The following is a 12,623-nucleotide window of genomic DNA, read 5'->3' on the forward strand; positions in this document are numbered from 1 at the left end:
TCGACGCGCCACGGGATTCTCCCGCGCAGTGCCCAATGTTGCAAGAACTAGACGGGATTGGTTGACGGGCTGTTGCGGAATACACTGAACGAACGATTAAGAGCGGATGGCGGATGGCGGCATGCCTGGCGAGATTTCCGGATCGTGCGGGTCGCGAATTCCTCGCTCGCCTCGTTCCCCTGGGACCATAATCATGATTTGAGTCAAACGAATTCGCTCAATTATGCTCTCAGTTATGTTTATGTGGTCCCGATGCTCCCACCCACCGGCTTTGGCAAATGAACTCCGTCGACACATCCCGGCCCCCTCTGAAGATCCGGCGCGTCAATCTCGATACCGGACGCGAGAACGTCGTCGTCATTTCGCGGCAGTCGAAGGCCTTGCGTCCGGAAATCTTCCGGGGCTTCAGCCGAGTCGAACTGCGCCGTAATTCCAGGGTGTTGCTGGCCACTCTGCTCATCACGGATGACGATAGCCTGGTCGGCCCCGACGAAATTGGTCTTTCCGAGCCGGCCTTCCGGCGCTTCGCCGAACCATCCGGCAGTCTGGCGACGGTCACCCCGGCTGTGCCACCGGAAAGTCTCGAAGCCGTGCGCGCCAAGATCCGGGGTCAGACCCTGAGCGCTTCGGAAATAGGTGCGATCATCAACGACCTGACCCATTATCGGTATTCCGACATGGAGATCGCCGCGTTCCTGATCTCTTCCGCCAGTTTCATGACCAGTGATGAGCTGCTCGCCCTCACCGGCGCGATGGCTCAGGCGGGAGCGCAGCTGAAATGGGCCAACCCGATCGTCGTCGACAAGCATTGTATCGGCGGAATCCCGGGCAACCGGACTTCCATGATTGTGGTGCCGATCGTGGCGGCGCATGGGCTCACTATCCCGAAGACTTCCTCTCGGGCCATTACGTCTCCGGCAGGCACGGCGGACACGATGGAAGTACTGGCCAGGGTCAATGTGGGCGCCGACGAGATGAAGACGATCGTCGAAGCCTGCAATGGCTGTCTGATCTGGGGCGGACACGTCAACCTGTCGCCGGCCGACGATATCCTGATTTCGGTGGAGCGGCCGCTCAGCCTCGATACGCGCGAGCAGATGGTCGCCTCGATCATGTCGAAGAAACTCGCAGCGGGTTCGACCCACCTCCTGATCGATCTGCCGGTTGGCCCGACCGCCAAGCTCACCAGCGGCATCGAGGCGATGCGGCTGCGCAAACTGTTCGAATTCGTCGGCGATCGCTTCGGCATGTCGGTGGAGGTGATCACGACCGACGGCAGCCAGCCGATCGGCTACGGCATCGGTCCGGTGCTCGAAGCCCAGGACGTGATGGCCGTTCTGGCCAACGATCCCGCCGCGCCACAAGATTTGCGCGAGAAGTCGCTTCGGCTCGCGGCTCATCTGTTGGAATACGATCCGAAGCTGCGTGGCGGCACCGGTTACATCAGGGCCCGCGAGTTGCTCGATAGCGGAGCGGCGCTCAGACAGATGCAGAAGATCATCGATGCGCAGGGTCGATCGGACTGCCGCACCGAATTGGGAACGCTGACCTTCGACGTGATCGCCGCAAGCGACGGCTTCGTCTCCGGCATCGATTGCCTGCAGTTGAACCGGCTGGCGCGGATCGCCGGCGCGCCGCTCGATCAGGGCGCCGGGATCAGGCTGTTCAAGAAGATCGGCGACCGCGTCGAAAGCGGCGAGCCGCTCTATCGCGTCTATGCCTTTGACAAGTCGGAGCGCGATCTCACGGCAGCCGGCGCGAAGAGCAATACTGCCTACACGATCGAAAACACGACATCGTCCCGCAACAAGACGACGCCGTGAGCAAGATCGTCATCCAGAGCCTGCCAACCGGCGCCGGCGATGCCAAACGGCTGGCGGCGCTGCTTGGCCTGTCGTGGCAGGAAATCGCGTTGCATCGCTTCCCCGACGGGGAAATCCGCGTGACGGTCGGCCCGGCGGCGTCGACCACGGTCATCTATGCTTCGCTCGACCAGCCGAACGACAAGCTCATTGCCATCCTGTTCGCTGCGGAAGCGCTGCGGCGCGCCGGCGCAAGCCGGCTCGTGCTGCTGGCGCCATACCTCTGTTACATGCGCCAGGACACCGCCTTTCACGAGGGCGAAGCGATCAGCCAGAAAGCTGTCGGCCGGCTCTTCGCCGCGACCGTGGACCGCGTCATCACGGTCGATGCCCACCTTCATCGCACCTCCGACATCAAGGCGGTGTTTCCCGGCATCGAGGCCGAAAACCTCTCGGCCATACCGGCCATTGCGGACGCGCTGCGCAAGACCGGGATCGATCCCGCAACGGTCGTGATCGGTCCCGACGCGGAGTCGCGCCCCTGGGTGAGCGACCTCGCCGGCCGGCTCCGGCTTGCATCTACGGTGGCGCAGAAAATTCGCCTCGGCGACCGCTCGGTCGAAATCAGCTTTGCCGAAGCCGCCCTGCTCGCTGGCCGGCCGGCTCTTCTGGTGGACGATATCGTCTCGTCAGGAGGCACCTTGATCGCCTGCGCCAGGGCGCTCAAGGACGCTGGCGCGACGGCGATCGATGCCGTTATCACCCATGCCTTGTTTCCACCGCCGATGGCGGCCGAGTTTGCCGCCGCCGGCATACGTTCGGTTCGTTCGACATCGAGCGTGCCGCACCCCAGCAACGCGATTCCGCTCGATGACATCCTTGCCACCGCCTTGCACGGCGAGATCGATGGCAAACGTTTTCCGGAGAAAACCCCATGACCGTGACCGTTCGATTTTGCGGTGCGGCTCGCACCGTGACTGGTTCGTGCTACCTCGTCGAAGCTCCGTCCGGGCGCTTTCTGATCGACTGCGGCCTGTTCCAGGGTCCGAAGACGCTGAAGGAACTGAATTATAACCCCTTCCCGTTCCGGCCCGCCGACATCGATGCCGTGCTGCTGACGCATGCTCATATCGACCACAGCGGGCTATTGCCGAAACTGGTGCGCGTGGGCTTTGGCGGCAGGATTCTCGCGACGCGCGGAACCATCGACCTGTGTTCCTGGATGTTGCCGGATTCCGGGGGCATCCAGGAATCCGAAGTCGCCGCACTCAACCGGCGCAACGCGGCGCGCGGGCGACCGGAGGTCACTCCGATCTATACCCAGGCCGATGCAAAGGCCTCGCTGCAATCGTTCCATCCGGTCGAGTACGAGACGTGGATCGATGTAGTGCCGGGCGTGCGCGCGCGCTACTGGAACGCCGGGCACCTGCTCGGCTCGGCCTCAATCGAAATTGAGTTCGTCGACGCGGGCTCAGGGGGACAACCGCTGCGCCTGCTCGTTTCGGGCGATGTCGGCCCCGATGCGAAACTGCTGCAGCCCGACCCAAAGGCGCCGGCGGGATTCGACTACGTGATCTCGGAAGCGACCTACGGCGACAGGATTCGCGCGAAAACGACGCCGGAAGAACGCCGCCAGCGCCTGGCATCCGAGGTTCGCGATGCAGCGGCGGCCAAGGGCGCCCTGCTGATCCCCGCCTTTGCCGTCGAGCGCACCCAGGAACTGATCGTCGATCTGGTCGACCTGATGGAGCGCGGCGACATACCGGCGGCGCCGATCTTTCTCGATTCGCCGTTGGCGATTCACGCGACGGAAGTTTTCCGGGAGCACGCCGAAAGCCTCGATCCGAATATCGACCTCAATCGTCTGTTCAACTCGCCGCATCTGCGGTCCACCGAGACCGTCGACGAAAGCAAGGCGATCGCGAAACTGACCGGCTTTCATATCATCATCGCGGCAAGCGGCATGTGCGACGCCGGTCGGATTCGACATCACCTCAAGCGCTGGCTGTGGAGCAACCGGGCCACCGTACTGCTGGCCGGCTTTCAGGCCCAGGGAACACTGGGCCGGTTTCTCCAGGACGGCGCCAAGGCCGTCCGGATCCAGGGCGACGAGATCAAGGTGGCGGCCCGGATTCGCATGATCGATGACTATTCGGGTCACGCCGATGGCGCCGAGATTGCACGATGGATCGCCGCGCGCCGCCCGATTCAGCGGGGTGTGTTTCTCGTTCACGGCGAGGAGGAAGCGATCGCAGGCATGGCCGAGCGCATCGCGGAGCGGATCGTGCCGGCGGCCAAACTTTTCCAGCCGGTGCTCGACGACATCTACGAGCTCTCGACGCCTGAGCCCGCTCTCATGGACGTGTCGCGCCGACGCCGGCTCGCGCCTGAAGCGGTGACGCATCTCGATTGGCACAACGACATGTCGAAGCTCGTGCTCGATATCAACGATCGGATCGAGGCGGCCGCCGACGACCGCGCCCGCGGCGTCATCATCCGGCGTCTCAAACGGGCCCTCGAAGAAGCCGGCTGAACCAGGCATGGCCGGAAGCGCCGCGCCGGCTGCCTTCAGAGACGCATATCAGAGCTTCGCGGGATGGCGGCGCCTGCGCTTTACCGGATGAACGATTCCTGTTCCAACTGGCTCTCACAGGCCGAGCCCTCAACATCGGCCGGATTGAGGAGAGAACCGCATGAAGCTCGGCACCGCCATCGCAGAAATCATGAAGCGCGAGGGGATCGAGATCCTCTGCGGCTATCCCGTCAATCATCTCATCGAACACGCCGCCAATGCCGACATCCGCCCCGTCATGGTGCGGCAGGAGCGCATCGGGATCCACATGGCGGACGCGATCTCCCGGGTCACCTCGGGGCAGACGATCGGCGCCTTCTGCATGCAGCACGGCCCCGGCGCGGAGAACGCCATGGGTGGGGTGGCGCAATGTTACGGCGAATCCGTCCCGGTGCTGGTGCTGCCGATGGGCTATGCGCGCCGGATCGCGAACATCGAGCCGAACTTCAATTCCAGTCAGGCGATGCGGGCGTTCGCGAAGTCGGCCGAGCCGATCAACATCGCAGCCGAGGTCTGCAACATTTTCCGCCGCGCCTTCACCAAGCTGAAGAACGGCCGCGGCGGCCCGGTCATCGTGGAAATCCCCTCCGACATGTGGAACGAGGAGGTGCCCGAGCCCCTGAACTACACGCCGGTGCTGCGCACCCGCTACGGCGCCGACCCCGTGCATGTGAAGGAAGCCGCCGCGCTGTTGATCGCTGCCAGGCGGCCGGTGATCTACGCCGGCCAGGGCGTCCACTACGCGCAGGCCTGGCCGCAGCTGAAACGGCTGGCGGAACGGCTCGCCATTCCCGTCACCACCAGCCTCGGCGGCAAGTCGTCGTTCCCGGAAACGCATCCGTTGTCGCTCGGTTCCGGCGGTCTGGCCGTGCCGCGCGCGGTGCCGAAGTTTCTCGCCGAGGCCGACGTGATTTTCGGCATCGGCTGCTCATTCACCGAGACGAATTTCGGCATCGCCATGCCCAAGGGCAAAACCATCATCCATTCAACGCTGGACCCGGCGCATCTCAACAAGGATGTCGAAGCCAGGATCGGATTGGTCGGAGACGCCGGGCTGGTGCTCGACGAATTGCTGAACGAGATCAACAAGAGCATCAAGACCGACCGCGATGCTACTGCTGTTGCAAGCGAAATTGCCGCTTCACACAAGGAGTGGCTGGCGAAATGGATGCCGAAGCTGACCAGCAACGACGCGCCGCTCAGCCCCTATCGCGTGTTGTGGGACTTGCAGCACACCGTCGACATCGAGAACACCATCATCACCCATGACGCCGGCAGCCCGCGCGACCAACTGTCGCCGTTCTGGAAAACGGTCGAGCCGCTGTCCTATATCGGCTGGGGCAAGACTACCCAGCTCGGTTACGGACTGGGCCTTGCGATGGGCGCCAAACTGGCAAAACCCGACAAGCTCTGCATCAACGTCTGGGGCGATGCCGCGATCGGCTTCACCGGCATGGATTTCGAAACCGCGGTGCGCGAGCGGATTCCGATTATGTCGATCCTGTTGAACAATTTCAGCATGGCGATCGAGCTGAAGGTGATGCCGATCTCGACCGAAAAATATCGCTCGACCGACATTTCCGGCGACTATGCCGCGATGGCGCGAGCCTTCGGCGGCTATGGCGAGCGGGTGACCAGGCCCGAAGACATCATCCCGGCGATCAAGCGCGGTATTGCCAAGACCAAAGAAGGCATCCCGGTGCTGCTGGAATTCATCACCTCGAAGGAGACCGAGGTTTCGCGGCCGGGAACGTAGAGCGTTTTCAAGCGAAGTGGATACCGGTTCGCGTGAAGAAAACGCGTCAAAACAAAAAGATAGAGCCCCGTTCCGATTCAATCGGAACGAAAAAGGCTCTAGGCATGCCGGAACGCGAAGGCTGGAACGCGAAGGCTGGAACGAAACCTACGGCTTGAAGAACGCGGGATCGTTGAGCGCCTTGATCATGGTATCGACCATGTCGGCGGCGGCGTGGTCTTCGCGGCCCTCCAGCAGTTCCCACATCTTGCGCAAATTGGCCCGCATCGGCGCCTTCAGCGACGGATCGCGCTCGATCAGGGTCCGCGCAATGCAGAAGGCGATGCCTTCGCTGCCCATCCGTGTCTGTTCGATGGTGGGTTTGCTCATGGCCGGCTCCTTGTCGGATTTCTGATTGCTGGCGCCGCTGTTAGATCAAATCACGGCCCGTGGATAGCCAGCGCGTATCAAGGCAGGAGCGCAACCGCTGGCGCGCCCTACTCCGCCATCTCAGCCGGCACCGAGGCCGGACCGGCCAGCGGCTTCTCTTCCATCAGGATCATGCACAGCGAGGCACAAGCCATGAGTGCCGTGGCGGCGCCGAACACATAGCGGAATGCCGTGACCATGTCGGAGGCGAGAATCGAATTCACCGGGCCGCGATGCTCGCCGCCGAGCGAAATGTCCGCACCGAGCGCCATCAGCAGGATCGCGGTGAACGCCGCCACCGTGAATGACGCCATCAGCGCGCGAAAGAAATTCATCGCGCCGGTAGCGGTGCCGACCTGCGATCGCACCACCGAATTCTGGATCGATACCACGCTGACCGGAAAGGTGGTGCCGAGGCCGAGCGCGAATATCGACAGCAACGCCAACAGGCCCCACAGCGGCAGCGCGGTGAACGCCAGCGCACATCCGCAAAGCGCGGCCATCGACGTTCCGATGATGGCGACCCGCTTGTAGTGCCTGGCGCGGGCCATGGTTCGGCCCGCGATCGCGGCGCCGACGGTCGAAACAGCCGCCAGCGGAATCAGCGCAAGTCCGGCCTCGCTGGCGCTGAGACGGTAGACCACTTCGTAATACAGCGGCAGATTCACCGTCAGCCCCAGCATCGCGCCCATCGCGCAGCTGCCGGCCACCATGGCGTAGGGCACCACTGTTCCCCCCATCAGCGGCAGCGGCAGGAACGGCTCTTCAGCATTCCGGGCATGCCACACGAACGCCAGCGCAAGCGCGACCGAGGCACCGATCATCGCCATGATGACAGGCGACAGCCAGAGATAGCGGTTGCCGCCCCAAGTCAGCACCAGCATGAACACGACGGCGGAGGCCATCAGCAAGAGACCGCCGAGCCAGTCGACCTTGCGCCTGCGGTGAAACACCGGGATCTTGCCCATCTTCGGCAGCAGCAGCGCCAACGCTCCGAGCGCGAGCGGCACGTTGATCCAGAAGATCATCGACCAGTGCAGATGCTCGGCGAACACCCCGCCGAGGATGGGCCCACCTATACCGCCAACGACCCATACGCCGCTGAAATAGGCCTGGTACTGGCCGCGTTCGCGCGGCGTCACCACGTCGGAAATCACGGTCTGAACGATCGGCATGATGCCGCCGCCGCCGAGCCCCTGCAGGCCGCGCGCGAGAATCAGAACCGGCATGTTCGGCGCCACCGCACACAGGATCGAGCCCGCGACGAACAGGCTCAGCGCCGCGATGATCATGGCGCGGCGGCCGTAGATATCGGCCAGCGTGCCGAACACCGGCGCCACCGCGGTCGATGCCAGCAGGTAGGCAGAAATCACCCAGGACAGGCTGGAGACGTCCTGGAACTGGCGGCCGATGGTCGGCAGCGCGGTGGCGACGATGGTCTGGTCGAGGGCGGCCAGAAACATCGTCAGCAGCAGGCTCATCAGGATGGTGCGGACTTCGCCTTGCGTCAGCGGCGCGCGCGGCGCGATCGGCGGGGCGTCGCTGATGTCGATGACCTCGGTCGGGATATCCGACAGCTCTTCGGCGATCGCCTCGGGCAATGTCTGTGGGCCAGCCGGGTCACGGCTCTGCCGTTCGAACTTGTTCATGTGGACGTTGGCTATCGGGGGCGCGCGGAATCGCGAAATCGCCTGCAATCTAGACGGCAAATCCGAGCCGCGGCAGCGGGTTGGGCGCATGGGTGCATCCCGCGCCGATGGCATCCCGTTCGCGTGATAGATTAAGTGAAGAGCAGCCTCAGGCCGGCCGCTTCTTCAGCCGCGCCCGCTTCGGCAACAGCGCCGGCCACTGCACGATGTGGTCCTCGAGGTCTTCGTCGGCGATCTCGTTCTCGGTTCCCTGCACCCGGCCGCGCACCGAGACGCCCGCCTCGTGAACGGTATTGGGATCGCCCGAGATCAGCGGGTGCCACCAATAGAGATCGCGGCCTTCGGCGACGAGCTTGTAGCCGCAGCTCGGCGGCAGCCAGCTCAGGGTGCGGACGTTCTCAGGCGTGAGTCGGACGCAGTCCGGAACCTTGTCGGAGCGGTTCGCATAGTCCTTGCAGGCGCACAGCTCCGCATCCAGCAAGCGGCAGGACACGTGGGTGAAATAGATCTTGCCGGTATCCTCGTCCTCGAGTTTTTCCAGGCAGCAGCGCGCACAGCCGTCGCATAGGCTTTCCCATTCGGCGTTGGTCATCTCTTCCAACGTCTTGGTTTTCCAAAAGAATCCCTCTTGACCCGAGGGTGGCTTGAAAGGTGCGGTCATGAATCCCGAGATTTCCGGCGAGTGTGGGCTGAAGCCCTTCTAGGGGCTGGCGCCGCAAGGGCGCAAGCGACAAGGTCCGGCACCGCCAAAAAGTACCTGATGGCGTTAGCTCTGCTGTTCAAAATCGCGAGCCAGACCATTGGTTTATGGCCCCCGCTCGGTTAGATAGAGTGCGAGTCCCCTTTGGCGCAAAAGCGCCTTGGGTTTGCCGCAACATTCCCGCAAGACGTCTCGGCGGCGCCCGTCCGGGTGCCCGAGCGCTGCGAACTGACCAAGGGTCCCGGTGCGCCAGATCGTACCATCACAGTGGAAGAAGAAGATCCGGCATTTCATGCTGGACCTGGATGCGCGCATCGACTCGACGCTGTTCTCCTCCGGCAAGGGCGCGCGCGAGCTCTACGAGCGGTTTTCCACTTTCATGGACCGCTTTTATGTCGGCCGCTGGAAGCGCTGGGTGTTCATCGAACCCTTGTCGGAAGCCGCGACCATCGGGCTCGGCGGCCTGATCCTGATGCTGGCGCTGGCGATCCCGGCATTTCGCGAAACCTCCGACGACGACTGGCTGAAGAAGTCCGATCTCGCGGTGACGTTTCTTGACCGCTACGGCAACCCGATCGGCAGCCGCGGCATCAAGCACAATGATTCGATTCCGCTGGAGGATTTCCCGGACAATCTGATCAAGGCGACGCTCGCCACCGAGGATCGCCGGTTCTACGAGCATTTCGGCATCGACATCGCCGGCACCGCGCGCGCGCTCGTGACCAACGCCCAGGCCGGCGGCGTGCGGCAGGGCGGCTCGTCGATCACCCAGCAGTTGGCCAAGAACCTGTTCCTGAACAACGAGCGCACCATCGAGCGCAAGGTCAAGGAAGCGTTCCTCGCGATCTGGCTGGAGACCCGGCTCACCAAGAACGAAATCCTGAAGCTCTATCTCGACCGCGCCTATATGGGCGGCGGCACCTTCGGCGTCGATGGCGCGGCGCATTTCTACTTCAACAAGTCGGCGCGCGACGTCAATCTGGCGGAATCCGCGATGCTCGCCGGGCTGTTCAAGGCCCCCACCAAATACGCGCCGCACATCAACCTGCCCGCCGCCCGCGCTCGCGCCAACGTGGTGCTGGACAATCTGGTCGATGCCGGCTTCATGACCGAGGGCCAGGTGTTCGGCGCGCGGCGCAATCCGGCCATCGCGGTCGATCGCCGCGACGAGAACTCGCCGAACTATTATCTCGACTGGGCGTTCGACGAGATGCGCAGGCTGGTCGACACCTTTCCGAAGTCCTATGTCGAGCGCGTCTTCGTGGTACGCACCGCGATCGACATGAACGTGCAGCGCGCCGCGGAAGGCGCCGTCGAAAACCAGTTGCGCCAGTTCGGGCGCGACTATCACGCCACCCAGGCCGCAACCGTGGTCGCCGATCTCGACGGCGGCGTGCGCGCGATGGTCGGCGGCCGCGACTACGGCGCCAGCCAGTTCAACCGCGCGGTGGACGCGATGCGCCAGCCCGGTTCGTCGTTCAAGCCCTACGTCTACACCACCGCGCTGCTCAACGGTTTCAAGCCGAATTCGATCGTGGTCGACGGCCCGGTCTGCATCGGCAACTGGTGTCCGCAGAATTACGGCCACTCCTACTCCGGCGCGGTGACGCTGACGGTGGCGATCACCCGCTCGATCAACGTGATTCCGGTGAAGCTGTCGATTGCGCTTGGCGGCAAGACCGCGAATCCGGCCAAGGCCGGCCGCGCCAAGATCGTGGAAGTCGCACGCCGCTTCGGCATCAAGGCGCCGCTGCCGGACACGCCGTCGCTGCCGATCGGCTCCGACGAAGTCTCGGTGCTCGAACACGCGGTGGCCTATGCGACCTTCCCCAACAAGGGCAAGTCGGTCACGCCGCATGCGGTGCTGGAAGTCCGCACCGGCACCGGCGATCTGGTCTGGCGCTTCGACCGTGACGGAAAGAAGCCGCTGCAGGCGATACCGGCCTCCGTCGCCGCCGACATGGCGGGCATGATGAGCCACGTCGTCAGCGAGGGTACCGCGCGGCGCGCCGCGCTCGACGGCATTCCGACCGCCGGCAAGACCGGCACCACCAACGCCTATCGCGATGCCTGGTTCGTCGGATACACCGGCAACTTCACCTGTGCGGTCTGGTACGGCAACGACGACTACTCGCCGACCAACCGCATGACCGGCGGCTCGCTGCCGGCGCAGACCTGGCACGACATCATGCTCGCGGCGCATCAGGGCGTCGAGATCAAGGAGATCGCGGGCATCGGCGCCGGCACGAAACTGCCTGCGCCCGCGGCCTCCGCGGCCATGGCCGCCAGCGGCGCGTCGAGACTGCCGGACATCAAACCGGGCCCGCCGCCGATCCTCACCAAGCGCGGTGCGGATATTCTGGTGCGCGTGGAAAAGATGCTCGACGAGGCCGGCAAGGCCGCGGGAAAAGCCACACCTGGCGATCCGGTGAAGCCCGGAAAGCCGGTGTCATCAAGCGCGATCGCATTCCCGGATAGTTTTGCCGCGGCAGCACCTGGCGAAGCGGCGGCGACAGCTGCGCCGCGCAAGAACTGACCGTGCGGCTGATCTTCATCACACTGCTGGCGCTGATCCTCGCCACCGTCGTCGGCCTCGGCGCCACCTGGATGACCGCGACGCGCGGCACCGATCTCGGCACGCTGACGATCGGCGCCTGGACCGCCCGGCCGAAGACCGGCACCGCGGACATCGACCCCTATTCACGCGCCTCGATCGCCCGCAGTGGCGAATTGCCGGTCGGCACCGGCGACGGCATCGCCTTCTCGGCGACATCAGACGACCGCAAGAAGCCCCTCGACGGGCGCTGTGACGTGGTGGTCAGCGGCGTCACGCCCGCAGCCCGGTTCTGGACGCTGACGCTCTACGACACCAAGGGACGTCTGGTCGCCAATTCGCTGCAACGCTACGGCTTTACCAGCCAGGAAATCATTCGCGGCGCCGATGGCGCCTTCGAGATCCGGGTGGCGTCGCGGTCGCGCGCCGGAAACTGGCTCCCCACCGGCGGCATCGAACGTTATGCGCTGATGCTTCGGCTCTACGACACCCCGGTCGGCGTCGCGACGCGGACGCAACGCGATGCGCCGATGCCATCGATTGCGACAGTGGGGTGCCCATGATCCGGCTGCTGTTCACGATCCTCGCGGGCGTGGTGCTGGGCGCCGTGGTGCATCTCGTCGCCGTGCTGGCGTTGCCGCGGATCGCGACCCAGGATGCCTATTCGCGTCTGGCGCCGATCACCAAGCTCAACGCAGTGACCGCCCTGCCGCTGGCCGATCCGGGTAACGCGCCGATGCCGTTCATGGATCCGGCGTTCGCGATCGCGATCTGCCGTTACGATCTGACCTCGGGGCCGATCAAGCTCGCGGTCCCGGTCAGCCAGGCCTACACGTCGGTGTCGTTCTATACCCGCAACGAAGTCGCCTATTACGCGATCAACGACCGCTCCGCGGGGCGCAAGGTGATCGAACTCGATCTCATGACCGAGGCGCAGCACGCCGAATTGCCGGAGGAAGAAGACGTGACTTCCGCCGACCGGCTGATCATCGATTCTCCTACCGCGACCGGACTGATCGTATTGAAGGCGCTGGCGCCGGAGCCAGGCCTGATGACGCAGGCGCAGGCCACGCTCGCGGCCTCGAGCTGCAAGGTGCAGACCGAACCGCCGGCCAAACACGAAGAGCCCGCGGCCGTGCCGCAGCCGGCGCCGCGGGGCAAGCGCTGATCAACAGTTCAGTG

At 64.3% G+C, this 12,623-nt stretch carries 10 protein-coding genes; 7 read left to right on the top strand and 3 right to left on the bottom strand.

What is annotated here, in order from left to right:
- Positions 1 to 278 precede the first annotated feature (278 nt).
- The 4 genes from KMZ29_RS18270 to KMZ29_RS18285 all read left to right on the top strand — a co-directional run bounded on the left by KMZ29_RS18270 (position 279) and on the right by KMZ29_RS18285 (position 6,130).
- Entirely contained in the window at positions 279 to 1,823 is a 1,545-nt protein-coding gene (locus KMZ29_RS18270) for a thymidine phosphorylase family protein (protein ID WP_215620527.1), read from the top strand.
- Positions 1,820 to 2,740 (top strand): ribose-phosphate pyrophosphokinase, encoded by a 921-nt coding sequence (locus KMZ29_RS18275; protein ID WP_215620528.1) that lies wholly within the window; start codon positions 1,820 to 1,822, stop codon positions 2,738 to 2,740. The genes KMZ29_RS18270 and KMZ29_RS18275 overlap by 4 nt, the downstream gene beginning before the upstream one ends.
- Complete coding sequence (locus KMZ29_RS18280; RefSeq protein WP_215620529.1) at positions 2,737 to 4,335, top strand: MBL fold metallo-hydrolase RNA specificity domain-containing protein; 1,599 nt, start codon at positions 2,737 to 2,739, stop codon at positions 4,333 to 4,335. The genes KMZ29_RS18275 and KMZ29_RS18280 overlap by 4 nt, the downstream gene beginning before the upstream one ends.
- A gap of 160 nt (positions 4,336 to 4,495) precedes the next feature.
- Positions 4,496 to 6,130, top strand: a complete 1,635-nt coding sequence (locus KMZ29_RS18285) for a thiamine pyrophosphate-requiring protein (protein ID WP_215620530.1) — start codon at positions 4,496 to 4,498, stop codon at positions 6,128 to 6,130.
- A gap of 147 nt (positions 6,131 to 6,277) precedes the next feature.
- On the opposite strand, the gene KMZ29_RS18290 is transcribed toward KMZ29_RS18285, so the two are convergent.
- From KMZ29_RS18290 to KMZ29_RS18300, 3 genes are all read right to left on the bottom strand, one after another.
- Entirely contained in the window at positions 6,278 to 6,499 is a 222-nt protein-coding gene (locus tag KMZ29_RS18290) for a hypothetical protein (RefSeq protein ID WP_215602565.1), read from the bottom strand.
- Positions 6,500 to 6,606: 107 nt separating this feature from the next.
- Entirely contained in the window at positions 6,607 to 8,187 is a 1,581-nt protein-coding gene (locus tag KMZ29_RS18295) for an MDR family MFS transporter (RefSeq protein ID WP_215620531.1), read from the bottom strand.
- Between the two features lie 148 nt (positions 8,188 to 8,335).
- On the bottom strand, positions 8,336 to 8,848 hold the full coding sequence (locus KMZ29_RS18300; RefSeq protein WP_215620532.1) for a YcgN family cysteine cluster protein: 513 nt from the start codon (positions 8,846 to 8,848) through the stop codon (positions 8,336 to 8,338).
- A 283-nt stretch (positions 8,849 to 9,131) separates the two neighbouring features.
- Between KMZ29_RS18300 and KMZ29_RS18305 the strand changes: the two genes are divergently transcribed.
- Genes KMZ29_RS18305 through KMZ29_RS18315 form a run of 3 tightly spaced genes read left to right on the top strand, consistent with a single transcriptional unit; the run spans position 9,132 to position 12,609 of the window.
- On the top strand, positions 9,132 to 11,423 hold the full coding sequence (locus KMZ29_RS18305) for a transglycosylase domain-containing protein (RefSeq protein WP_215620533.1): 2,292 nt from the start codon (positions 9,132 to 9,134) through the stop codon (positions 11,421 to 11,423).
- 2 nt (positions 11,424 to 11,425) lie between these two features.
- Positions 11,426 to 12,004 carry a DUF1214 domain-containing protein gene (locus tag KMZ29_RS18310; RefSeq protein ID WP_215620534.1) on the top strand — a complete coding sequence of 193 codons (579 nt, stop codon included), beginning with the start codon at positions 11,426 to 11,428 and terminating at the stop codon, positions 12,002 to 12,004.
- Positions 12,001 to 12,609: a DUF1254 domain-containing protein gene (locus KMZ29_RS18315; RefSeq protein ID WP_215620535.1), complete on the top strand. Its 609-nt coding sequence runs from the start codon at positions 12,001 to 12,003 to the stop codon at positions 12,607 to 12,609. Before KMZ29_RS18310 ends, KMZ29_RS18315 begins: the two co-directional genes overlap by 4 nt.
- Positions 12,610 to 12,623: the final 14 nt, after the last annotated feature.

This window comes from Bradyrhizobium sediminis (genome assembly GCF_018736085.1).
Classification (GTDB): domain Bacteria; phylum Pseudomonadota; class Alphaproteobacteria; order Rhizobiales; family Xanthobacteraceae; genus Bradyrhizobium; species Bradyrhizobium sediminis.

What these genes read in the sequence shown, in the direction of transcription:
- KMZ29_RS18270 (WP_215620527.1), top strand. Translation starts at nt 279, where the DNA reads ATGAACTCCGTCGACACATCCCGGCCCCCTCTGAAGATCCGGCGCGTC.
- KMZ29_RS18280 (WP_215620529.1), top strand. Translation starts at nt 2,737, where the DNA reads ATGACCGTGACCGTTCGATTTTGCGGTGCGGCTCGCACCGTGACTGGT.
- KMZ29_RS18285 (WP_215620530.1), top strand. Translation starts at nt 4,496, where the DNA reads ATGAAGCTCGGCACCGCCATCGCAGAAATCATGAAGCGCGAGGGGATC.
- KMZ29_RS18290 (WP_215602565.1), bottom strand. Translation starts at nt 6,499, where the DNA reads ATGAGCAAACCCACCATCGAACAGACACGGATGGGCAGCGAAGGCATC.
- KMZ29_RS18295 (WP_215620531.1), bottom strand. Translation starts at nt 8,187, where the DNA reads ATGAACAAGTTCGAACGGCAGAGCCGTGACCCGGCTGGCCCACAGACA.
- KMZ29_RS18300 (WP_215620532.1), bottom strand. Translation starts at nt 8,848, where the DNA reads ATGACCGCACCTTTCAAGCCACCCTCGGGTCAAGAGGGATTCTTTTGG.
- KMZ29_RS18315 (WP_215620535.1), top strand. Translation starts at nt 12,001, where the DNA reads ATGATCCGGCTGCTGTTCACGATCCTCGCGGGCGTGGTGCTGGGCGCC.